Here is a 22,761-nt window from a genome sequence, read left to right on the forward strand (position 1 = left end):
ATTACTAATTTATAGCTCCCCTAGCTGAAATTTCAGCTAGGTGGAGTATTTGAACCGATTTCCTTGGCGTCACTTCACCACTCACACAATGCGAGGCACTGCGCTCTGTGGTTCCAGTGCGCGGCGGAAATTACGGCTACGCTTTTATTTTGATTTTGATACGGCTTCTTCAATTAGACGCGCTTGCTCTGCTTTATGTGCATCCATGTCGCCTTCTGCTGTTGATGACATTGCTGGGCGGCCAACGTATGATAGTTTTTTGCCTTCAGCTAGCTCATACATATATTGTGTTGCATATAAGTATGAACCTTGGTTTTTAGGTTCTTCTTGTACCCAAACAAGTTCTTTTGCGTTAGGGAAACGTGCAATAATATCCGCAATTTTTTGTTGTGGGAATGGGTAAAGTTGCTCAACACGTACGATGTGTAAGTGGTCGAAGCCTTCACCATCTTTAATGCGGTCAGCAAGATCAATTGCTACTTTACCGCTTGCAAATAAAATACGCTCCACTTTTTTAACATCATTACCTAAGCCTGGTTGCTCAATAACTGCTTGGAATGAACCTTCAGCTAGTTGCTCTTTTGTAGCAGCAGCTAATGGGTGACGTAATAAATATTTAGGTGATACTACAACTAATGGACGAATCGCATCTGTACCTAACATTTTTGCTTGGCGACGTAATAAGTGGTAATAGTTGCCTGCATTTGAACAGTTAGCTACTGTCCAGTTGTTTTCAGCTGATAGTTGTAAGAAACGCTCCATGCGGCTTGATGAGTGCTCTGGTCCTTGACCTTCATAACCGTGTGGTAATAACATTACGAAGCCCGATTTTTGACCCCATTTTGCACGGCTTGAAGAAATAAAGTTATCAAACATCACTTGTGCCATATTGGCGAAGTCACCAAACTGTGCTTCCCAAATGGATAATGTGTTTGGTTTTTCCATGTTATAACCGTACTCATAGCCTACAACGCCTGCTTCAGTAAGTGGTGAGTTGTATACTTTAAATGATGCGTTAGCACCTGTTATACCATGTAATGGTGTGTACTCAGCACCATTGTTTTTGTCGTGAATTACAAGGTGACGTTGTGAGAATGTACCACGCTGTGCATCTTGACCTGAGAAGCGTACTGGATTGCCTTCTTGTACGATTGTACCGAATGCTAATGTCTCAGCATGACCCCAGTCAATTTTGCCTTCTTCAAATGCTTGCTCACGACGTTGTAAAATACGTCCTAGCTTGCTTTGTGGCTCAAAGCCTTCTGGCCAAGCTAATAATTCATCGTTCATTTTTTTAAGTGCTGCTGCATCTACTGATGTATCAACATTTGTTGGGTAGCCATCTTTAACAGCTTGTGGCATTTCTACTGTGATTGGCTCTTTCGTTTCGCCCACTTCTTTTACGTGGTCGTATGATTTTTGCATTTCTGCATAAATGTCTGTATCTAATTGTGCAACGGCATCCGCTGTTACTACGCCTTCAGCTGCTAATGCTTCGCCGTAAAGAACGCGTACTGTTGGGTGCTTAGGCACGATTTTGTATGTTTCTGGGTTTGTTACAGTTGGATCATCTGTTTCGTTATGACCATAACGACGGTAACCGATTAAGTCAACAAGGATGTCCTTGCCAAATTTTTCGCGGTATTCAAATGCTAAACGTGCAACTTGTACTACTGCTTCTGGTGCATCTGCGTTTACGTGTACAACTGGTACTTCATAGCCTTTAGCAGGGTCTGAAGAATACGTTGAAGAACGTGAATCATATGTTTCTGTAGTGAAACCAATCATGTTATTTGAAATAACATGCACTGAACCGCCCGTAGTAAAGCCTTCTGTTTTAGCGAAGTTTAATGTTTCTGTAACGATACCTTGACCTGGGAAGGCCGCGTCACCATGCACTAACACAGCCATTGCTTTTGCTGGGTCGAAAACAGGCTCGCCTGCTTGTGAAGCATCATCTTGTGCTGCACGTGTTTGACCAACAACAACAGGACTTGCAACCTCTAAGTGAGATGGGTTATATGCTAATTTCACTTTATAGCCTGATGGCTTAGTTAATGTAGCACCCATGTGATACTTCACGTCGTTTGTCCAGCCCTTAGTGATTTCTAGTGAGCCGTCTTCTGGTAGGAAGTACTCGTTTGACACATGCGCAAAGTCTGCAAACATCATGTCATACGGCTTGTTTAATACATGTGTTAACACGTTTAAACGACCACGGTGCGCCATACCAATTTGTAAAACGTTCATTTTTGCTGCTTGTGATAGACGGTCTAATTCGTCTAATAGCACTACTAGCGTGTCTAAACCTTCGATAGAGAAGCGTTTTTGACCTACGAATGTTTTGTGGATGAATTTTTCGAAGCCTTCTACACGAGTTAAACGCTCTAAAAGGGCTTTTTTCTCATCTGCAGTAAGTGGTGCATTTAATGCGCCTGACTCGATTTTAGAACGTAACCAATTACGTTCTTCGTCTACTACAACATGGTCGTATTCATACGCAATTTTTGCTGTATAAATACCACGTAAATAATCTACTGCTTGCTTACCATTGGTAACGTTTGCAGGTACAGTTTCAAAAAACATTGTTGCTGGTAACGCTGCAAGGTCTGCGTCTGATAGACCAAAAGCCTTTGGCTCAATGTGTGAAAAGTCTAATGGACGATCTTTAAGTGGGTAAATGTCTGCTGCTAAGTGACCTAGGTGACGAATTTCTTCAGCTAATTTCATTGCTGCTAAAATTTTCGTAACATTTGCTGGTGCTGCTGCAGTTATTGCTTGTGCAACTGGCGCAGAGCCGTCCGCAAAGATTGGTTCACCGTATTGCTCAAATAAAGCGATTAGGCCTGGCTCTACTTCTTCAGGTGACTGTAAAAACAAGTCGTATTGCTCCATTACGTACCCTAAGTTAGGACCTTCGAAAGCTGACCAAGGTGTAACATTGTTCGACATGAAAAATTACCTCCAAATTTTTGCCGTTTACGGCATTTACAATAGTTAAATTTTATGTTGCATTTCATATAACATTCTATCATTCTTTACACAGCGTTGCACTATGTTTGCTCCGACTGACGCCAATCTGCGCTTATCTTACAAAATGCGCTGATATTCCATCTTTTTTACAACAAATAGTGAGCGCTTACACTGGAAAAGAACTTTTTTCATATCAATATTACTACTCTTCACAAAAAATACAATACTTTTCGTCAAATTTGGTAACATTCATGGTCTGTAGCGTGGTAATTGCACAATAAATGTTGTACCCGCCTCAGATGAGTGCGCCGTAATCGTGCCTTGGTACTTATGCACAAGCATTTGCACGATGCTCAGACCAAGCCCACTGCCCTCAATACGCAAGCGCGAATGATCTGCGCGGTAAAAGCGGTCAAAAATATAAGGCAAGTCCGCTTCACTAATACCTATACCATTATCCGCTACCTTAATGCTCACCATATCCTTCGTAAATGACGTGGTAATGTCGATATGGGGGTCTTGCTTACTATAGTGTACAGCATTTATTAAAAGATTTTGCAAAATTTGTGTGAGACCGCCAACAGTAATGCCCGCTTCAACTGGCTCCGTCAATTGAAGTGTTAGTGTTACCTCAGGATGTGTGCTCGTAATCGTTTGACAAGTAGCCTCAATGACTTCATTAACAGACGCACGCGCCTCCTCCGTTGTGGGTGTACGACGTGCAAGTGCGAGCAACTCCTCAATCATCGTTTTCATGCGTGTTGTTTCAGCTAGCGCTAAGTCTAGTGACTCCTCAAGTACCGCAGGATCATTTTTGCCCCAGCGTTTTAATAACGACAAATGCCCCTCAACCGCATGGAGTGGTGTACGCAACTCATGCGAGGCATCTGATACAAATTGATGTTGCTGTAAAAACGCACCTTCTAGCTCACTCATCATCTGCTCATATACTGCGAGCAACTCGCCCACCTCGTCTTTACGTGCAGGAAGCGTAGTGCGCTCTGCAAAACCTGTCTGTGCAACACCGCGCATAGCATCACGCAACTCAATGACAGGGCGCATAAATAAACTAGCCAAATAATAGCCACCTGCTACAGCAATTACAATTGCCAGCACACCAGCGAGCAACATTGCCGTTAACAAGTAGCGCATCATCGCTAAAAAATGTTGCAAAGGATGCACGAGTTGGATATAGCCTTGCATAAAGCCAATCTCTATTGGCATCGTCGTTACAAAGGCACGCTCCCCGTCCACCTTACGCTCCTCAAAGCCAATAGCTAATGGCTGTGCCGAAGATTTATCATTTATCTGCACAAGCGCCAAACCATCCGCGTTAAACAAACGCACCGTTTGCTGTTGGTCTACAATTGTTGTTAACATGCCTCTCTGGCGGCGCAACTCCTCAATAGAAGGGCCACTATTTATATAGGTAGTAACATCAGCTAATGTGCGCTCTACCTTCGCCTTCTCTTCAGTTAATAACCAGTTATAAATAAAACTATACATGACAATACAAACAATGGCGTACGTCGTAAAAATAACAAGTCCTGCTGTAATCGCCCACTTTTGTTTTAACGTCATTGACGCATCACATACCCTACGCCGCGTACCGTTTCAATGGTGGCAAACACGCCGAGCTTTGTACGCAAATGCCTGATATACACATCTACTACATTCGTCTCGACCTCTGTATCAAAACCCCACACAGCCGTTAAAATTTGTTCTCTGGTGCATACTTGTGAATGGTGCATGGCTAAAAATAATAACAAGTCATATTCGGTTTTAGTTAGCTCAATAACTTGCCCCTGTGCGCTTACACTATGTGCTGTCCGGTCAATCGTAATGCCTTCAATTACTAGCACATCTTTTGGTTGCGTGCGACGCAAAATGGTACGAATACGTGCTAATAATTCTTCGATAGCAAAAGGCTTAACAATATAATCATCCGCTCCTGCATCTAACCCACCTACACGGTCCATCACCGCATCACGCGCTGTTACTAAAATAATGGGTACATCCGATGCTTTGCGTATACGCCTACAAATTTCGATACCATTTAAACCTGGGAGCATAACATCTACTAATAACATATCAAAGCTTTCACGTTGCGCCGCTAGTAGGCCTTCTCGCCCATCTGTACACACCGTTACTGCAAAGCCCTCATGCTTGAGCTCTAGCTCAATAAAACGTGCAATGCTCGCCTCATCCTCAATCAATAAAATCCTCTGCATGGCCATCCCCCTCTTTGGTAGTAATTGTACGCTTTTTTGCGTAAAAACTCGACACGTTTGACGCACTTTATAAAGCAAGTGACAAATTGGTGTCTACCGAAAATATTTTCCATTTCTGCAGGAAAAATAACTATAGCTTTCTTTATTTTTTTGGATTATGATACTTCTTGCTGGACGTGAAATCATTACGAAAAAACGCATAATGAAATAATATTTACGATCAATGAGTAGTCATATATTAGTATTTACGGAACAAATACTAGAAAATAATTGCATTTACGCGATTTATGCACTACACTTTCATTATAGTAATAATTTATTTTCCTTTGCAGGTTTATCCTTTTTCACCTTGGGGAAAAGTTTGACGTAAAGAAGATGTCGCTTCGTCTAGTGAATTTATTTTCGACCTTAAAAGGAGGCGTTTCGCATGTTAAAAAAACGTGAGTTAGTAGAATGCAATGAGTTATATGAGTTATTATCACACCCGACCGTTTTCCCGTATGTTCGTCAAAAGGCAACATCAGCTGATGAGTACTGGTTTATGACGAAACAGCTAATGGAAGAAGAAGCTGCAGGCGCAGCAATTTCACGCACGATTACTGATGATTGGGGTCAAGTAATCGGGACAATTAGCTTATTCGACATTCAAGATGGTGCAGGCTTTTTAGGCACATGGATTGGTTTACCATTCCAAGGCATGGGCTATAATCAAAAAGCAAAGCACGACTTCTTATCTGAATTATTTTTTGAACTAGATTTCCAAACTGTTTTCTTACGCATTCGTGAGGAAAACGTAAAATCACAAAAAGCCGCAACGAAGCTACCATATGTTGTAGAGGCAAATGATACACACCCTACACTACTTGAGCAAATCAATGCAGGCGAAAAGAAATTTAAACTATACCAAATTCCACGCGATTTATTTTACCTTGTTACAGCAAATGCAGATGCAGATGCTGCACACGAGGCAATGTAATACACAGAAAGCCCGCAGCAGTTGTCTATGCAGACAGTTGCTACGGGCTTTTTTTAGTTGTGATTATACGCTTTACGTGTCATTTGGTAAACGGCGTGGTCTACCCAGCGTCCGTAGAGGTTTTCGGCATTATGTGCTGTACCTTGCAAAGCAAAACCAAGACGCTCTGCAATAGCACGGCTTTTAATATTACCAACCGCAGCACGAATTTCTACGACCTCCATACCACGTTCAAAAAAACAATAGTCCATCAAGGCACGCACTACATCAGTGGCAATGCCTTTACCTGTATGGCTTTCACTTAGCCAATAACCAAGCGTTGCCGTTTTGGTGATGGGGTCATAGCTATTAATACTTGCTGTGCCACATAACTCGTCTTCATATAAAATACCTGTGGTAAGTCCCTTGCCCTCAGCAAACTGCTTTAAAGCAGTAAATAAGAAAAGTGCCTGTGTTTGTACACTGCGCGTATTATCAAGCCACCCTAGCCACTGGCGCAAATACTCACGCTCACGGTCAACGATTGCAAATAATGCCGCAGCATGTTGTGGCTCTAGTAATTGCAAAGAAACTTTATCATTTACTGTCATCACAAACATTTTGGTCACCTCATTTTTCGTATTGGATAATTAATTCTACCATTTCTTCAGGTGTTTTAGGTGTTTGCGTATCTGCCATACGCTCAATATATTGTGGCGCTTTATCAATCAGCGTCTTTAAAGCGTCAAAAAAGCTTTCGGTTGTTAGTTTTTCTTCTTCAAGTACCTCAGCAAAGGCTTGGCGCTTAAATAAGTTTGCATTTAATACTTGGTCACCGCGACTTTGTCTAGCAGAAAGCGGGATTAATAACATCGGCTTATGCAATGTTAAAAATTCGAAAATGGCGTTAGAGCCAGCGCGTGACACAATATAGTCTGAGGCATGTAGTAAGTCGGACAGCTCATCTGTTACATACTCAAATTGCTTATATCCTGGTGTGTTATACAGCGTAACATCCACATTGCCTTTACCACATAAATGAATAATATCAAAGCGCGCTAACAAGCGGTCAAGGTTTTCGCGGACGATGTCATTTAATAGCTTAGAGCCTTGGCTACCACCCATTAATAATAAAATCTCCTTATCCCCTGCAAACTCACAGCGCTCAATGCCCTTTTCGCGGTCGCCTGTAAATAATGAAGATCGAATAATCGACCCTGTGCATGTTGCACGGTCTGATGGCAAATGTTTAAGGGTTTCTTCAAATACGGTAAATACATGTGAAGCAAAGGGTAGCGCAATTTTATTAGCAAGCCCCGGTGTCACATCTGACTCATGGATGACGATTGGTACATTAGCGAGCTTGGCCGCAATAACTACAGGTACGGATACAAAGCCGCCCTTCGAAAATACCACGCTCGGCTTAACTCGACGAATAATGCGAAAAGCCTGCATTACACCGCGCATCACACGAAACGGGTCAGTAAAGTTTTTAAACGAAAAATAACGACGTAATTTACCACTCGCAATACCGTAAAACGGTACTTTAGGGAAAGCCTCGCCAATAATCTCTTGCTCAATGCCTTCAGTTGAACCAATATAATGTACGTCATAGCCCTTTTCGAGCAATGACGGAATAATCGCTTGATTGAGTGACACATGCCCTGCTGTGCCCCCACCTGTTAAAATGATTGTTTTGTCTTTCAATACATATGCTCCTGTTCTTCAGCTAGCGATACTTGCTTAAGCGTGAACGTTTTGCTTTTTTTCATTAATTCATTGTAGCACAAATCATCTATGAGAAAAAAGCCCCCTGTTCATTCTCTATTTTGCCGAATTTTTACAATAGTACAACTTGCGTACTAGTTATACGCAACCAGGCACAGTTAATTCATTGACATTTTCCCCAATAATAACAAGTTGAGGGGTCATTTTAATATACTCAGGTAACCACTGCACCATGCCGTACGCATATTGAAATAGCATAGGCTTACTGTTACCCGCTACAAGTACATAGCCCTTCATGCGGTAAATGGTGCTTGGTAAGTTACGCACCCAATCTTCAAACGCCTCCTGTGTAACAGGTGTTGTAAAAGTAACAAGACGTGTTGATAAATTAAGTTTGCCAATAGGTGCTGCCGTATGTGGTGCGCTTGCTGTTGCTTGCATATTTTGTAAAAGTTGAAGCGGCACGCGACCATTTGTCGTTTGTAAAATAAAGGCATGGTCATTAATGCCCTGCATTTCGTAAACGACTTGCGCCTGCTCAGCCTCCGTTAATAAATCCATTTTATTAGCAAGCAATAAATGCGCATGACGGATTTGCTCTAAAAATAACGAGCGCATTTGTACAGGCAATGTTGCACGGTCTAAAAATAAACGACTATCTGTAACGGTTACAATGCCTTTAACACATAGCTGATCCGCAAAAATCGGTGAGTATACCGCATCTAATGCCTCTACAGGGTGTGCTGCACCTGTAGTTTCGATAATCAGTACATCAAAATTATCCTCATGCAATAGTGTTTGGATTTGGGCTTCGGTTTTTTCGGAGCCTGTGCAACAAATACAACCCTCTAACATTTCTTTTAACGGAATGTCCTCATCTACCGCTTGCGAATCAAACGGCAGCTTGCCTAGCTCATTCATAATAATGGCTGGGCGAACGCCCGCTTCTTTTAACTGACGCAGTACATCCGTTAGCATCGACGTTTTGCCACTGCCTAAAAAACCACTAAATAAATAAACATCCTTCATGTTAATTGCCTCCTAGTAAAATAAGGGAGCAGCTAGTGCCGCCCCCTCATCCTCTGTTATTTTAATGCATCTACTGCCGCTTTAACTTGTGTATCATCTTTTTTCAATTTATCGCGTAGTTTTTCCATTAGTTTTTTTGTTGTGTCGCCTGTAATAATACCATCTTGTGCAAGACCATTGTCTGCTTGGAAGGCATATACTGCGCTTGTCATCGCTTCATCAAACGTTGTAGTCGTTTCACCTGGCTCATAGCCAAGTGCCGCTAACATTTGTTTTGCCGCTTTAACTTGCTCACTTACCATACCTTGCTTCATTTCCGCTTTTGTATCTAAATACGGTAATGTCGCGTAGTCAGGTAATTTTGCCTCAACGTCTGGTGTTACACCTTTTTCGTTAATCCAGTTGCCTTTAGGTGTTAACCATTTACCTTGTGTATATTTAAGGTTAGAGCCATCTTTGTACTCCTCAACGGTTTGCATTGTACCTTTACCGAAAGATTGTACACCAACTACTTTAGCACCTGCCGACTCTTGAAGCGCCGCCGCTACGATTTCAGAAGCTGAGGCACTACCCTCGTCTACTAACACGGTTAACGGCACATCGTACGCCTTAGGTCCTTTGGCTTTAAATACTTTTGGTTTACCATCACGCATTTCGATTTGGTAAATTGGCTTGCCATCCTCTAAAAATAAATTAGCAATTGCATACGCCTGCTCTAAGTAACCACCTGGATTTTGGCGCATATCCAGTACAATGCCCTTCACATCTTTTAACGAATCTAAAATGGCAACGAGCTCATCGCTTGTTGTTTCGCTAAATGATGTCATTTGAATGTGGGCAATGCCACCGTCTAACATTTCGCCGTATACGGTTTCGATTGGGATATCGTCACGTTTAATGGTTACGGTCATTGGCTCAGCATCACCGCGTTTAATAAGGAGCTTAACTTCCGTGCCCTTTTCGCCGCGAATTAATGATACGGCCTCTGTTGTTGTTTTACCTTCGATATTTTTACCATCCACCTCTAATACGATGTCATTTGGTAATAACCCAGCTCGCTCAGCTGGCGAGTTTTTAATTGGCGAAACAATCATAATTTGCCCATTACTATCCTGCACCTCAGCACCAATACCTTGGAAGCTGCCGCTTAAGCTTTCGCTAAATTCTTGTGCTTCTTTTTTTGTCATAAAGTCTGAATAAGGGTCATCTAATGCGTCAACCATACCGTTAACTGCGCCCTCAACTAATTTTTCTTTGTCAACTTCTTTATAGTATTTCGTGTTTAATTCGTCAAACGCATCATATAATTGTGCAAACTCTTGTCGTTCGACAGGGACCTTCACTTCTACTACCTTTTCTTCACCAAATGTTAGTGCGAAAATTGTTAGCCCCGCTGTTACTAGGATGACGAGAAATAGCAGCATCAAAAATGCAAAAGGCTTAATTCGTAAATATCGACCTGCTGGTTTCGTCGTCTGTTCTTGATTTTCCATTTGTTTCACCACTCTCACTGCTAATGCATACTATTCTATATAGTAACAGTTTCTTGAGCGTTCGAAAAGAAAAAGCGTACAATGAAAGAAGTTCAAAAATTGTATATGCTTTTCTGTAACAATATTTGATACAATAACCGTATTAGGAGGCTTCGTTATGACTATGACTTTACAAACTGTTAAATTCCAAAGTAGCATACCGCATTACGGAGGACGTTCGTATACGATTCCTCAGCAGTGCCCACATTGTGGCATTGTCGTTGCCCCGTATTCACTGCGTGCATCTGGTATCGACTACAACAAAAACGAGGAGTTTATTTTTTTACTACATAAATGCAAAGGTTGCGAGGAAAAGTTTTTAACCACTCACTTGCTCAATAAAAATGACCAAACGACTACATTTAAATCCATTTACCCACCAGCCGTAAATATGGAGATTTCTGAGGTGATTATGAAGTTTTCACCAAAATTTATCCGCATTTACCGCCAAGCACATACGGCCGAAATCGAGAGCCATACAGAGCTTGCGGCAGCAGGTTATCGCCTAGCGCTCGAAATTTTAGTTAAAGATTTTGCTAAGCTTGAGCAACCTGAACGCGCAGAGCAAATCCGTAAAATGCCACTTGTTGAATGTGCCCAAACGTACTTCCCTGATTTATTTGTGCTTGTTCAACGCGACCTCGCACAAGCGCTCGGCAGTGATTATATTGCCTACACACAAGATCAAAATGGCGCAGAGTTTAACGAATTAAAATACTACCTTGATATTTTCCTACAAAATATCGAAATGAAATTAAAAATCCGCGGCGCTACACCACCACCCGCCCCGACTGACCAGTGAGCCTCAATGCTCGCTGGTTTTTTGTTTTACTTTTTGTCTAAAAGGAATAGGATAAGTAACAAACTTGACGCAGCCAATTGAGAATTGTTATCATTAATTGAAACGTCAAGACACTAAGGAGAGATGGATAATGGATTATCGTATTGAAAAAGATACTATGGGCGAGATGCAAGTACCAACAAATAAATTATGGGGTGCTCAAACTGCTCGTAGTAAAATGAATTTTAAAATCGGTGAAGATTTAATGCCAATTGAAGTCATCCACGCGCTAGCTATCCTAAAGAAAAGTGCCGCACGTGCTAACTTTGATTTAGGTAAACTAAGCGAAGCCAAAATGAAAGCCATTGTACAAGCCGCTGACGAAATTGTAAACGGTCAATGGAATGACCACTTCCCACTTGTTGTGTGGCAAACAGGTAGCGGTACACAAACTAATATGAATGTTAATGAAGTGATTGCCCACCGCGCTAATCAAATTTTACAACATCAAGGTGATACAGACCTTGTGCATCCAAATGATGATGTTAATCAATCACAAAGCTCTAACGATACCTTCCCTACGGCACTCCATGTGGCTGGTGTATTGAAAGTCGAAAATTATTTATTACCACGCGTACGAGGCCTAGCCGAAACGTTACAAGATAAGTCAGAGCAATTTGACGATATTATTAAGATTGGTCGTACACACTTGCAAGATGCAACACCTTTAACACTTGGGCAAGAGTTTAGTGGTTGGGTAGCTATGCTTAAAAAATCCGAAAAAATGATTCAGTCAAATGTAGCTTATATGAAAGAACTGGCGATTGGCGGCACAGCCGTTGGTACAGGGATTAACGCACACCCTGAGTTTGGCGACCGTACCGCAAGTTATATTAGCGAAGAAACAGGCATTACCTTTACGTCAGCCGAAAATAAATTTCATGCATTAACGAGCCACGACGAGGTTGTAGCTACACACGGAGCTATTAAGGCACTAGCGGCTGATGCTATGAAAATTGCTAATGACGTACGCTTTTTAGCCAGCGGACCACGTAGTGGGATTGGCGAGCTTATTATTCCCGCTAATGAGCCGGGTTCGTCTATTATGCCTGGCAAGGTAAACCCTACTCAAAGCGAAGCACTTACGATGGTTGTAACGCAAGTGGTCGGTAATGATGCGACAATTGGCTTTGCAGCAAGCCAAGGTAACTTTGAGCTCAATGTCTTTAAACCCGTCATTATTTATAACTTCCTACAATCCGTACGCCTGCTAGCAGATGCATTAAAATCATTTGATGAGCATTGTGCAATTGGTATTGAGCCAAATATGGAGGTGCTTGAGCGTAACTTAAGTAACTCACTCATGTTAGTAACAGCACTCAATCCGTATATTGGTTACGAAAATGCCGCTAAAATTGCCAAAACTGCGCATGAGCAAGGTACATCCTTACGCGAAGCGGCGCTTGCCTCAGGTTTACTCACAGCTGAGGAGTTTGATAAATATGTAGACCCTAAAACTATGATTTATCCAAATGCTTAATACCTAATGGAGTTCTGACAAATTTGTGTCAGGGCTCTATTTTTTTAGCTGATTAGAGTCTTATCACCCACTTTATAGTCATTTCAAGTACTTTTTACTCTTTACTGTCAGCGCGTCTATGTAAATAGTATTGACTTTACACAATATGGCATTAAAATGAACTTATTAGCATATTACGTTAAAGGGAGTTTTTTTATGTTTTCTTCAATTAAAGCAAAACTAATGACAGCCTTCTCTATTTTAATTGTGTTAACGATTATTATTGGTGCGATTGGCTTTAACACCGCACGCACGATTGATAATAATTACACAGAGTTACTAGAGCACGATGTCGAGCAAGTCAATATTATTAATGAATTATTAATTTTACAAGGGCGTATTGTGGGCGATGTTCGTGCCTACATGCTATACGAAAATCCTGAGTATGTAACAAAAATCGGTACAACACAAGATGAGTTTTCGGCTACGTTACAAAAACTAGAGGCTATGGTGGGTAAGCAATATGCCAAACAAGTCGCAACAATTGCTACAGCCGCAACTGATTACCGCACAATTACTAAAGATATTATAACTAATTTTAAAAATAATAAACTATCAAAAGATCAATTAGCACTAGGTACAAAAACAAATGCAATGATTTTTGATGAATCACATGCCTTAAAAAAAGCGATTCAAGACGATTTAACAATGCATAACGAAGAGCTAAATGGCCTAACAACACAAGCGCTATGGTTAATTGCCATTGCCTTACTTATCGTTATTGTCGCTGGCGTTATTATTACGTATGTAGCTAACCGCAGTATTTCACCGCCAATTATTGCCACAACTGAAGTTATGCATAAAATGGCTAAAGGTGATTTAAGCATGCCTGCCCTACCGATTAAAGGTAAGGACGAGGTTAGCAAAATGGCAACATCACTCAATGAGTTATTAACACGCTGGAATATTGTTGTACAAAAAATGGGACAATCTTCAACGGACCTTGCCGCACAGTCCGAACAATTATCTGCAAGTTCAGAAGAAAGCTTAGCTTCGTCCGAAATGGTCGCACAAGCGGCAGAAAGCAATATGGCTAATAGCGAATCCCAAGCTTCACATATTTTACAATCAATTGATTCTTTAACTGAAGTAGGCGAAGGTATTAACCAAATTGCGACTAGCAACGAAGAGATGCTACACGCCGCTACTGGTATGCGCTCATTAGTACATGACGGCGTAAACGTTGTACGCGAAGTTTCTGACCATATGACAGCCATTGATACAACTATTGGTGAGTCAACGCAAATCATGGAAATTATGGCACAGCGTGCAGTAGAAATTGAGGAAGTTTCTGCTATGATTACAGGTATTTCTGAGCAAACTAACCTTCTCGCTTTAAATGCCGCGATTGAAGCAGCACGCGCTGGCGAAAATGGTAAGGGCTTCGCAGTTGTAGCTGATGAGGTACGTAAGCTCGCTGAGGAATCTCGTCAATCCGCTGCTCGCATTGAAACAATGATTCAGGATGTACGTCAAGCTGCTGAGCAAGCGGTACAGTCTATTCAATCAGGTCAAACAAAAGTAGCTGAAGGGCTAGCACGCTCTGCCGCTTCACTCGACGTTTTCACTACAATTGAAGGCTCGGTTGATGATGTTAATGGTCGCGTCGAAACCGTATCAGCCGCCGTGCAACAAATTCAAGCAATGTCATCTGAAGTACTGCGCAGCTCAACTTACTTACAAGAGCTAGCGGAGCAATCTTCAAGCAGTGCACAGGATACAGGTGCTGCTACTGAAGAACAACTTGCAGCTATGCAAGAAATCTCGGCTAGTACACAAGCACTTGCTGATTTAGCACAGCACCTACAAGACGAGGTAAATCACTTTACCCTACGCTAACTAAAAATGAGAAGTCGCCATTTGCGACTTCTCATTTTTTATTAGGCATTATAAAAATTATCCTGCCCCACTTTTTCATATAAACCGCTACGTTTTAATAACGAGCGTTGCTCAAGTGGTAGTTGTTTAATAATCACACGTATCCCTTCAGCCTCCGCACGATCAATCAGACTAGCAATCGCCGCCTCACCCGTCGCATCAATCGCTGACACCCGTGACATGTGTAGCATTAACACATCGCCCTCCAACCACTGCGGAAACTCATCCTCAAAGCGCTTAGCTGTACCAAAAAACAAGGGACCTGCAATCACATATTTTGTTAAGCCTTGCCCAAACTGAAGCAACTCGGCCTCTGTTGGCTTTTGTTTAGTAAAGCGTAACTCACCGATCATTTTCTTTAAGAAGAACACAGCCGCAAGCAAAATACCTACTTGTACAGCCGTTGTTAAATCTACAAAAATCGTTAGTAAAAAAGTTACCCATAACACAACAGCATCGCCCGTTTTTACCGTACCCATTTGGATAAACGCTTGGCGCGACACCATATTCCATGACACATACATTAAAATAGGGGCCATTGCCGCTAGTGGGATATACGATGCATAAGGGCCAAGCAGTACGACAAATAGGAGCACAAAAACACTTTGGATAATGCTCGACATTGGGCTCACGCCGCCTGAGCGAATATTAGTTGCTGTACGCGCAATCGCGCCTGTAGCAGGGATACCTCCAAATAACGGTGTAATCATATTAGCAATACCCTGCCCAAATAACTCGCGCTTAGCATTATGCTTAGTATGCGTCATTTCATCTGCTACTACTGTAGATAGTAGCGACTCAATCGCACCCAGCGCCGCAATAATTAACGCAGGTTGCCACAAGTATAAGATTTTTTCAAATGTTAGTTGTGGTAATTGAAACGGCGGTAGCGCACTCGGAATGCCCCCAAAAGCAGTGCCGATTGTTTCGACTCTACCATTAAAAATAACAACAGATAGCAGTGTTGGCACAAGTAGCGCTACCAATAGTACAGGTACACGCGGCGCAAATTTGGTAATAACAATAATTGTCGCAAAACCTACAAGCGCAAGGATAATGCTATTGCTATTAAATGTGTGCGCTTGACGCCAAAGCTCTAGCATATTTTGATGAAAATACTCAAACTTCTTAACATCGGTTAAGCCAAAAAAATTAGCAATCTGACCGCTAAAAATGATGACCGCAATGCCTGCGGTAAAACCAATCGTGACTGAGCGTGGCACAAATTGTATTAGCTGGCTCACGCCTAGTACACTCATAATAAGCAGAAATATCCCTGCTAAAAATCCAGCGATCAATAAGTCCTCATAACCATACTGCAATACAATCGCAAGCAGTATTGGTATGAATGCGCCTGTCGGACCAGCCACCTGGTAGCGAGAGCCCCCAAAAAGTGCCACGAGAAATCCGGCAATTATCGTCGTATACAAGCCGTATTCGGGTTTTACTCCTGAAGCAATCGCAAACGCCATACCTAGTGGGATTGCTACGATACCTACCGTAATCCCTGCCACTAAATCTTGACGAAAGCCAGCTGCATTATAGTGCGCAAATCGATCATCTTTGAACAAACCGTTCACTTCTTCCCTTAGTATTTTGTAGGAAAACTACGCCTACAGTATACATCATTTATTCAAAAAGCACACTATACAAAAAATCCCCTAGTCTATACAAGACTAGAGGAAAAAGATTAGCGTTTTTTAAAAGGGAGGTAACTGCCATTTCCCCAATCTTGTACTATACGAGGTTCTTCATAACCAAATGTTCGGCTATCAACTATCATTAACTTTTTACTTGCTTCATTCCAAACATACGTATTCACGACATACCCTGCATTTGATGCATAAAGATAAGTTTGGATATACTCTTTATCAATTACCACTTGTTTATGCGTAGATGTCGAAATATCACCTACAGGCATTACATACCCATCACGATACATTACCATATCGCCTAAGCTCATTGTTTGTGTAAGGAAACCATAAATACCAACGATGTCGCCCGCTTTTGTAGATAGTACTTGCGTCGACGACGATTGATTACTTAAATTAATCGGTGCTTCGCTTTTTGACTCACCAGCTAAGTAACCTTTACTCTCGCCAGCCTCTACCACATACCATTTAATTGGCCCTTCGAAAATACGGTTACCTGCTTGCCCCAATGCCCAAGCATCTTTTAGTTGCGTTACATAGCGTGGGTCCGCGTATGCATACAATGTACCGCCATCATAAACACTCGCTTTGGCAATATTATTGCGGTTTAAAAAATCCACATCTAATTTATCAGCCACTGACGAATCAAGCTGTGCACGATTTAACATAACCGCAAATTGACCACGCGTAATTGTTTTTGATGGTGCAAAATAACCTGGCTTAACGCCTTTAATATAACCCGCTTTATATAATGTATGGATGTAATCTGCAAAGCCATTAGCCTTTGTAACATCCGCAAAGTACGTTTTATTGCCCTGCACTGGATTAAAAGGAATTTTTGCTCCCTTCACTAGCATCTGCGAAAATTGACCGCGTGTTACAGGATTTTGGGGATTATATTTACCTCCACTACGAATAATGCCCGCATTTGCTAATGCTGCTATGTATTTATAATTGGCATGCGTAGTTGGTACGTCGGTGAAATGAGGGCTCTTTACATTATCAACATCTAAATCTAATGCACCCGCTAAAATCTTAGCTGCTTGAGAACGGTTAATCGTTGCGCTTGGCTTAAATGTACCATCTTGATAACCCGAAATCACATTGTCATTTACTAAATTGTAAATGGCGCGCCCTGTTTCTGTTTGGTAATCTACATCCTTAAACGTCGGTGCTGCCTCTGTCGGTTGCGTAGCTAATAAAGCACATGTCGCTAGCGCTGCTAATGCTGTCGTTAATTTCTTCATTTTCCCACTCCTTTAAATTATGTACTACAACTACCATTATACACAATTTTTAACATAATATTAGCTATTATTTAATAGAAAAGCGTAGGAGACAGTAGCTCCTACGCTTGTTATTGTGGGGGTAATTGCATTTTATCAAGTTGGTCAATAAATTTTTTAGATTTTAAACGGATACCCGTCTGCTCCTCATAAATTGTAGACACAATGGTTTTGATTAAATGCTTCGTTTCGGTCTTTAATGTAATCGTACCAATTTGGTCAACAGGCACTGTATAAAACATACGAATTAAGCGCACATGCACAGGCTTTAACCGAATAATATAAGGGTCTAGATGGAAGCACTTATGGCATAAAAAGCCACCTTGTGTAAAGGAAAAGGCAAACTCTCCCTCTGTTGACCCGCAACCTGCACAGCCATGTAGCACAGGTTGTACGCCTGTATACGCCAGTAGCTTCCATTCGGCTAACAAAGTAACCGCCTCAGGGTCAACACCCTCGTCAATCGCCTGTAGTGCGTATTGCAGCACGTCAAAGGCATATGGCTCAGGGTTCCCCTCTTCTACAACGCGGTCAACGAGCTCTACAATATAACTGGCATACGCCATTGCCACAATATCTGAGCGTAAATGACGCAGTGCCTCAAGCGGCTCCGCTTGGTTTAGCGTCCCCATGCCTGTATAGCGCTGTACCATAAACATAGCGTGCGTAAATACTTGGCTTACAGAAGCTAGCCGACTTTTAGGTCGACGTGCACCGCGTGCCATAACAGCTACCTTCCCCGCTTCACGCGTCATGAGCACAACAATTTTATTGGCTTCACCATAATCATGCGTACGGAGTACATAGCCCTCCCATTTATGCAGCATCACTATCACTCCTTAAAAAAAGGAAGGCGAATCGCCCTCCCCTGTTTTAATATTCGTCTTCGTTAAAGCCAAAGTCACGTAAGTGTGTTGACTTATTACGCCAGTCCTTTTGTACCTTTACCCAAAGCTCTAAATATACTTTTGAGCCAAGTAGCATCTCGATATCTTTACGTGCACGTGTACCAACTTGTTTTAGCATAGCACCTTGCTTACCAATAACAATACCTTTTTGCGAGTTACGCTCTACCATAATAGTAGCTTGCACACGAATTTTATCAGGATTGTCTTCTTCACGTTTAATCTTATCAATCACTACTGCTACTGAGTGCGGGATTTCTTCACGTGTTAAATGTAGTACCTTTTCGCGGATTAACTCCGAAATAATAAAACGCTCAGGGTGATCCGTTACTTGGTCTGCTGGGTAGTACTGTGGACCTTCTGGCATATATTTTTTTAACGTTACTAATAAATTATCAACGTTTAAACCTTCTAATGCCGAAATTGGCACAATCTCAGCGAAATTAAATTTCTCTGTATAGCGCTCAATAATTGTCAGTAGCTCGTCAGGGTGTACGCGGTCAATTTTATTAATAATTAAAAAGACAGGTGTTTCGTTGCCCTCTAATAAATCCATAATAAACTGGTCGCCAGGTCCTAATTTTTGCTCGGCATTTACCATAAACATAATGGCATCTACTTCACGCAATGTGTTTTTTGATGTTTTTAGCATAAATTCGCCTAGCTTATGCTTTGGCTTATGAATCCCTGGTGTATCAATGAAAATTAATTGGCTGTCATCCTCTGTTAGCACACCTTGCACCTTGTTACGTGTTGTTTGTGGCTTGTCTGACATAATCGCAATTTTTTGTCCGATAACACGGTTTAAAAATGTTGATTTGCCGACGTTCGGGCGTCCAATAATTGAAATAAAACCTGATTTAAACTTATTTTCCTGCATCTTGTAAGTCCTCCGTTGTAAATGCGCCTGGTAACAGGTCACCTACTGTAGTTTGTTGTACATCACCGTTCAAATTCGTTAAGTATACGGGCATGGTCGGCTCGCAAAATTCTACCATAACTTGACGACATGCACCACAAGGAGATACAGGTCCTGCTGTATCTGCAATCACTGCAATGGCCTCAAATGCGGTTTCGCCCTCTGATACTGCCTTAAAAATAGCTGTTCGCTCTGCACAATTTGTTAAGCCAAAGCTTGCGTTTTCGATATTACAGCCTTGATAGACCTTACCATCTTTTGTAATAATCGCCGCTCCTACTGGAAACTTTGAGTATGGCACATAAGCCTGTTGTCTTGCTTCTTTTGCAAGTTGAAGTAATTTTTCCATTCATACGCTCCTCTAAAACCATTTCGGTAAAAATAATAATGCGCCTATTACGGCACTAATGCAAGCAAATACTAATACAGCACCTGCGGCAATGTCTTTTGCCTGCTTAGCGAGTGGATGCACCTCAGGCGAGGCTAAGTCCACTACGCGTTCAATGGCAGTGTTGACCATTTCGAGTGTTAGCATGCCACCAATGACAAGTAGTAAAATCAGCCACTCTAGTCGTGTAAATCCTGTAAATGCTGCCGCTAGTATAACAACAACAGCACTCACAAGGTGGGAACGAAAATTTTGCTCCCGTAAGCTACTCACTACACCCTCTGCTGCATAGCCAAATGAGCGAATAAACTTGTTAACATCCATTAGCGCGCTAAGCCAAAGCTCGTTAGGATTTCGTCCTGCTTACCAAACATTGCACGCTCATCTGCTTCATTCATGTGGTCATAGCCAAGTAAGTGCAACAGACTGTGAACAGCAAGGAAGCCTAACTCACGCTCAAAGCTATGCCCATAGCTTAAAGCTTGCTCTGCTGTACGCTCTGTCGAAATAATAATATCACCTAGCATACGTGGCATCCCTTCAATTACTACGTCCTCTTCTTCCTCTAAGGCAAACGAAATAACATCCGTTGGCATATCCTTACCGCGGTACTCACGATTAATGTCTTGAATGGCTGCATCATCAACAAATGTTACCGAAATTTCGGCTTCTTCTGTAATGCCCATAAAGGTTGCGGCATGGCGTAAAATATCATCAACTAGCTGCTGGTGTGCAGGCTGGATTGTGTTGGTTTCGTCTAAAAAATCAATAGTTAGCAAATCAATCGCTCCTTACTTCATCTCAGGGTACTCAATGCGTGAGTGGAAAATACCATTTAGTGTTTCACACAATACCTCTTCGATTGTTTTTAATTGTTTGATTGAAATATCACATTCATCAAACTGGTCGTCCTTTAAGCGGTCATCAATAATGGCCTGTACAAGTTTACGAATTTTATCTGGCGTTGGCTCCTTCATAGAACGCACAGCGGCCTCTACGCTATCCGCAACACTAATAACAGCCGCTTCTGTAGTTTGTGGCTTAGGCCCTGGGTAACGGAAGTCACACTCATCAAGCTCCTTGCCTTCCTCATTAGCTTTATACCAAAAGAATTTTAATAAACTTGTACCATGATGTTGCAGGGCAATATCAATGATTTCTTGCGGCATTTTATATTTACGTAGTAAATCCGCACCATCGGTTGTATGTGCCATAATAATTTCAGCACTTTTTTCAGGTGCCATCGCATCATGTGGGTTCATGCCTGCCATTTGGTTTTCAATGAAGAAGGTTGGGCGTACCGTTTTACCAACATCATGGTAATAACAACCAACGCGCGCAAGTAGCCCGTCTGCCCCAATCTCCTCACACGCAGCCTCTGCTAAGTTAGCTACCATTACACTATGATGGTACGTACCTGGTGTTTCCACCAATAACTTTTTAAGCAATGGATGGTTAGGGTTAGATAGCTCAATTAAACGCAGGGCTGATAGTACGCCAAAGGCTGACTCAAAGAATGGCAGTAAACCCATTGCCAGTGTCCCTGACATAAAGCCTGACATAAATGCCGCAATCGCATAAAAAGCAAGTTCTTTCATGCCATAATTGGACTGTGTCATTAATAAGTAAAACATAATAAATACTAAATTGACGATGGATACAATACCACTTGCGGTTAAAATATGCGAGCGTTTTTCGACATTTCGCATAAAGAATAAACTCGCAAAGCCACCAAAAATAATGTAGAGTGCCATTTCCATTTGAAGGACGGCTGAGTAGCCTTCTTGGAAAATAACACCTGCCGCGGCTGCAATTAATACTGTAATTAAAATAGCGGTACGCTCATTAACTAACATACGCACCAGCATCGTTGCAAGTGCTGTCGGGAAGATGAAAGAAATCATCATATCAAAATCCGTCACAATAAAGCTGAGCAACTTCATTAAAATTAAAGACATGGCATAAATAATCATCGTAATCAGTAATGCATTACGTTTTTTGCGCAACTCTAAAGGCTCACGCTCAAATAATACGTAAATAAACGTCATTTGCAATGTAATTAGCAATAATAAGCCAACTGCTGGCTTAAATGAGCGTTGATTGTCGGTCATGCCAAGCAGCTCTAATTGACGGTACATATCATTGTCAATAATTTGCCCTTCTTGCACAATGATTTGTCCTTGTAAAAGTCGCGTTGGCTCTACGCTTGAACGCGCTTGCTCAATTAATTTACTCGTTTGGTCCTTATCAAGCAACTCTGTTTCGACAATACTAGAGCGACCAATATGTACAATCGCATCCTGTGCATTTAAGCTCATTGGTAAGCGCGCACGAATTTTGGATTCAATGGCATCTTGCTCACTTGCCACACGCTCTGTACGAATAGGTCGTTCAAGTGTGGCTTTTACAAAGCTTAGCACTTCCTTTTTAGCGTGTAATAATTGCTTATCATCTAATGCAAGTAAGGCCGCAATTTGCTCATCTGACAGTGTGATGGTGATTTCCTTATTATCAATAGAAGCGAGTTTTTTCTTTACAGCTTTCACTTGCTCCTCTGGATTATCACTTTCACTTTTAGCTGTCGTAATATACTCAAATAGCGAGTTAACAATCGCTGTTCGTTGCCCTGCTATCGCCTCTGAAAAGACATAGACGGGCTTAACCTCCTGCTCGGCCTTGGCCTTTTCCTGCTCCGTTTTTACGGTATCCTCAATCGTTTTTGTTGAGCGCACGGTTTCTGGCGCTAATTGAAGCGGCTTAAAGTTGTAGGTAGTGCCTTGTACGTTGCTTAGCATCAAGCCAAACTGTAGCGCTCCTGTAATAACTAGTACGAGTAATAAAAAATAACGAAAATTAAATAGCTTCATTATTTTATCGATTTGTTTTTCCACAAAACGCACTCCTTCCATTACTTATCATAACAAG

Annotated in this window: 19 protein-coding genes; 4 read left to right on the forward strand and 15 right to left on the reverse strand. The window is 41.7% G+C overall.

The window, feature by feature from the left end; genetic code table 11:
• Positions 1–144 precede the first annotated feature (144 nt).
• The 3 genes from CH76_RS07105 to CH76_RS07115 all read right to left on the reverse strand — a co-directional run bounded on the left by CH76_RS07105 (position 145) and on the right by CH76_RS07115 (position 5,204).
• Entirely contained in the window at positions 145–2,952 is a 2,808-nt protein-coding gene (locus CH76_RS07105) for a 2-oxoglutarate dehydrogenase E1 component (RefSeq protein ID WP_036144685.1), read from the reverse strand.
• A 270-nt stretch (positions 2,953–3,222) separates the two neighbouring features.
• On the reverse strand, positions 3,223–4,554 hold the full coding sequence (locus CH76_RS07110) for a cell wall metabolism sensor histidine kinase WalK (protein WP_036144686.1): 1,332 nt from the start codon (positions 4,552–4,554) through the stop codon (positions 3,223–3,225).
• The gene (locus CH76_RS07115) at positions 4,551–5,204 is read right to left on the reverse strand and encodes a response regulator transcription factor (protein WP_036144688.1); all 654 of its coding nucleotides are present in this window, start codon (positions 5,202–5,204) and stop codon (positions 4,551–4,553) included. The genes CH76_RS07110 and CH76_RS07115 overlap by 4 nt, the downstream gene beginning before the upstream one ends.
• 427 nt (positions 5,205–5,631) lie before the next feature.
• Here CH76_RS07115 and CH76_RS07120 point away from each other — a divergent pair, with 427 nt between their 5' ends.
• The gene (locus tag CH76_RS07120; RefSeq protein WP_036144690.1) at positions 5,632–6,180 is read left to right on the forward strand and encodes a GNAT family N-acetyltransferase; all 549 of its coding nucleotides are present in this window, start codon (positions 5,632–5,634) and stop codon (positions 6,178–6,180) included.
• Between the two features lie 53 nt (positions 6,181–6,233).
• Here CH76_RS07120 and CH76_RS07125 read toward each other — a convergent pair whose 3' ends face one another.
• The 4 genes from CH76_RS07125 to CH76_RS07140 all read right to left on the reverse strand — a co-directional run bounded on the left by CH76_RS07125 (position 6,234) and on the right by CH76_RS07140 (position 10,409).
• Positions 6,234–6,779, reverse strand: coding sequence for a GNAT family N-acetyltransferase (locus tag CH76_RS07125; protein ID WP_036144692.1), 546 nt, complete (start codon positions 6,777–6,779; stop codon positions 6,234–6,236).
• 10 nt (positions 6,780–6,789) lie between these two features.
• Positions 6,790–7,866 (reverse strand): undecaprenyldiphospho-muramoylpentapeptide beta-N-acetylglucosaminyltransferase, encoded by a 1,077-nt coding sequence (locus CH76_RS07130; protein WP_036144695.1) that lies wholly within the window; start codon positions 7,864–7,866, stop codon positions 6,790–6,792.
• Between the two features lie 159 nt (positions 7,867–8,025).
• Positions 8,026–8,916 (reverse strand): GTP-binding protein, encoded by an 891-nt coding sequence (locus tag CH76_RS07135; RefSeq protein WP_036144696.1) that lies wholly within the window; start codon positions 8,914–8,916, stop codon positions 8,026–8,028.
• A 56-nt stretch (positions 8,917–8,972) separates the two neighbouring features.
• Positions 8,973–10,409 (reverse strand): S41 family peptidase, encoded by a 1,437-nt coding sequence (locus tag CH76_RS07140; protein ID WP_036144698.1) that lies wholly within the window; start codon positions 10,407–10,409, stop codon positions 8,973–8,975.
• Between the two features lie 157 nt (positions 10,410–10,566).
• Here CH76_RS07140 and CH76_RS07145 point away from each other — a divergent pair, with 157 nt between their 5' ends.
• The 3 genes from CH76_RS07145 to CH76_RS07155 all read left to right on the forward strand — a co-directional run bounded on the left by CH76_RS07145 (position 10,567) and on the right by CH76_RS07155 (position 14,647).
• The gene (locus tag CH76_RS07145) at positions 10,567–11,250 is read left to right on the forward strand and encodes a hypothetical protein (RefSeq protein WP_036144700.1); all 684 of its coding nucleotides are present in this window, start codon (positions 10,567–10,569) and stop codon (positions 11,248–11,250) included.
• A gap of 130 nt (positions 11,251–11,380) precedes the next feature.
• Positions 11,381–12,769, forward strand: a complete 1,389-nt coding sequence (gene fumC, locus CH76_RS07150; protein WP_036144702.1) for a class II fumarate hydratase — start codon at positions 11,381–11,383, stop codon at positions 12,767–12,769.
• Between the two features lie 195 nt (positions 12,770–12,964).
• Positions 12,965–14,647, forward strand: coding sequence for a methyl-accepting chemotaxis protein (locus tag CH76_RS07155; protein WP_036144705.1), 1,683 nt, complete (start codon positions 12,965–12,967; stop codon positions 14,645–14,647).
• 41 nt (positions 14,648–14,688) lie between these two features.
• Here CH76_RS07155 and CH76_RS07160 read toward each other — a convergent pair whose 3' ends face one another.
• The 8 genes from CH76_RS07160 to CH76_RS07195 form a co-directional block, all read right to left on the reverse strand.
• Positions 14,689–16,266 (reverse strand): SulP family inorganic anion transporter, encoded by a 1,578-nt coding sequence (locus tag CH76_RS07160; RefSeq protein ID WP_235190372.1) that lies wholly within the window; start codon positions 16,264–16,266, stop codon positions 14,689–14,691.
• Positions 16,267–16,376: 110 nt separating this feature from the next.
• On the reverse strand, positions 16,377–17,585 hold the full coding sequence (locus CH76_RS13475) for an S-layer homology domain-containing protein (protein WP_051910267.1): 1,209 nt from the start codon (positions 17,583–17,585) through the stop codon (positions 16,377–16,379).
• A gap of 110 nt (positions 17,586–17,695) precedes the next feature.
• Positions 17,696–18,451: a DNA repair protein RecO gene (gene recO, locus CH76_RS07170; RefSeq protein WP_036144710.1), complete on the reverse strand. Its 756-nt coding sequence runs from the start codon at positions 18,449–18,451 to the stop codon at positions 17,696–17,698.
• A gap of 46 nt (positions 18,452–18,497) precedes the next feature.
• A complete protein-coding gene (gene era / locus CH76_RS07175) occupies positions 18,498–19,409 on the reverse strand; it encodes a GTPase Era (RefSeq protein WP_036144715.1) in 912 nt (303 codons plus the stop codon).
• On the reverse strand, positions 19,396–19,797 hold the full coding sequence (locus CH76_RS07180; protein WP_036144718.1) for a cytidine deaminase: 402 nt from the start codon (positions 19,795–19,797) through the stop codon (positions 19,396–19,398). The genes era and CH76_RS07180 overlap by 14 nt, the downstream gene beginning before the upstream one ends.
• 12 nt (positions 19,798–19,809) lie before the next feature.
• Complete coding sequence (locus CH76_RS07185; protein WP_036144720.1) at positions 19,810–20,160, reverse strand: diacylglycerol kinase family protein; 351 nt, start codon at positions 20,158–20,160, stop codon at positions 19,810–19,812.
• Complete coding sequence (gene ybeY, locus CH76_RS07190; protein WP_036144722.1) at positions 20,160–20,615, reverse strand: rRNA maturation RNase YbeY; 456 nt, start codon at positions 20,613–20,615, stop codon at positions 20,160–20,162. Before ybeY ends, CH76_RS07185 begins: the two co-directional genes overlap by 1 nt.
• Before the next feature lie 12 nt (positions 20,616–20,627).
• Positions 20,628–22,727: an HD family phosphohydrolase gene (locus CH76_RS07195; RefSeq protein ID WP_081892653.1), complete on the reverse strand. Its 2,100-nt coding sequence runs from the start codon at positions 22,725–22,727 to the stop codon at positions 20,628–20,630.
• Positions 22,728–22,761: the final 34 nt, after the last annotated feature.

Source organism: Lysinibacillus sp. BF-4 (assembly GCF_000743635.1).
GTDB lineage: Bacteria > Bacillota > Bacilli > Bacillales_A > Planococcaceae > Metalysinibacillus > Metalysinibacillus saudimassiliensis.

What these genes read in the sequence shown, in the direction of transcription:
- CH76_RS07105 (WP_036144685.1), bottom strand. Translation starts at nt 2,952, where the DNA reads ATGTCGAACAATGTTACACCTTGGTCAGCTTTCGAAGGTCCTAACTTA.
- CH76_RS07110 (WP_036144686.1), bottom strand. Translation starts at nt 4,554, where the DNA reads ATGACGTTAAAACAAAAGTGGGCGATTACAGCAGGACTTGTTATTTTT.
- CH76_RS07115 (WP_036144688.1), bottom strand. Translation starts at nt 5,204, where the DNA reads ATGCAGAGGATTTTATTGATTGAGGATGAGGCGAGCATTGCACGTTTT.
- CH76_RS07120 (WP_036144690.1), top strand. Translation starts at nt 5,632, where the DNA reads ATGTTAAAAAAACGTGAGTTAGTAGAATGCAATGAGTTATATGAGTTA.
- CH76_RS07125 (WP_036144692.1), bottom strand. Translation starts at nt 6,779, where the DNA reads ATGTTTGTGATGACAGTAAATGATAAAGTTTCTTTGCAATTACTAGAG.
- CH76_RS07135 (WP_036144696.1), bottom strand. Translation starts at nt 8,916, where the DNA reads ATGAAGGATGTTTATTTATTTAGTGGTTTTTTAGGCAGTGGCAAAACG.
- CH76_RS07140 (WP_036144698.1), bottom strand. Translation starts at nt 10,409, where the DNA reads ATGGAAAATCAAGAACAGACGACGAAACCAGCAGGTCGATATTTACGA.
- CH76_RS07145 (WP_036144700.1), top strand. Translation starts at nt 10,567, where the DNA reads ATGACTATGACTTTACAAACTGTTAAATTCCAAAGTAGCATACCGCAT.
- fumC (WP_036144702.1), top strand. Translation starts at nt 11,381, where the DNA reads ATGGATTATCGTATTGAAAAAGATACTATGGGCGAGATGCAAGTACCA.
- CH76_RS07155 (WP_036144705.1), top strand. Translation starts at nt 12,965, where the DNA reads ATGTTTTCTTCAATTAAAGCAAAACTAATGACAGCCTTCTCTATTTTA.
- CH76_RS13475 (WP_051910267.1), bottom strand. Translation starts at nt 17,585, where the DNA reads ATGAAGAAATTAACGACAGCATTAGCAGCGCTAGCGACATGTGCTTTA.
- recO (WP_036144710.1), bottom strand. Translation starts at nt 18,451, where the DNA reads ATGCTGCATAAATGGGAGGGCTATGTACTCCGTACGCATGATTATGGT.
- era (WP_036144715.1), bottom strand. Translation starts at nt 19,409, where the DNA reads ATGCAGGAAAATAAGTTTAAATCAGGTTTTATTTCAATTATTGGACGC.
- CH76_RS07180 (WP_036144718.1), bottom strand. Translation starts at nt 19,797, where the DNA reads ATGGAAAAATTACTTCAACTTGCAAAAGAAGCAAGACAACAGGCTTAT.
- CH76_RS07185 (WP_036144720.1), bottom strand. Translation starts at nt 20,160, where the DNA reads ATGGATGTTAACAAGTTTATTCGCTCATTTGGCTATGCAGCAGAGGGT.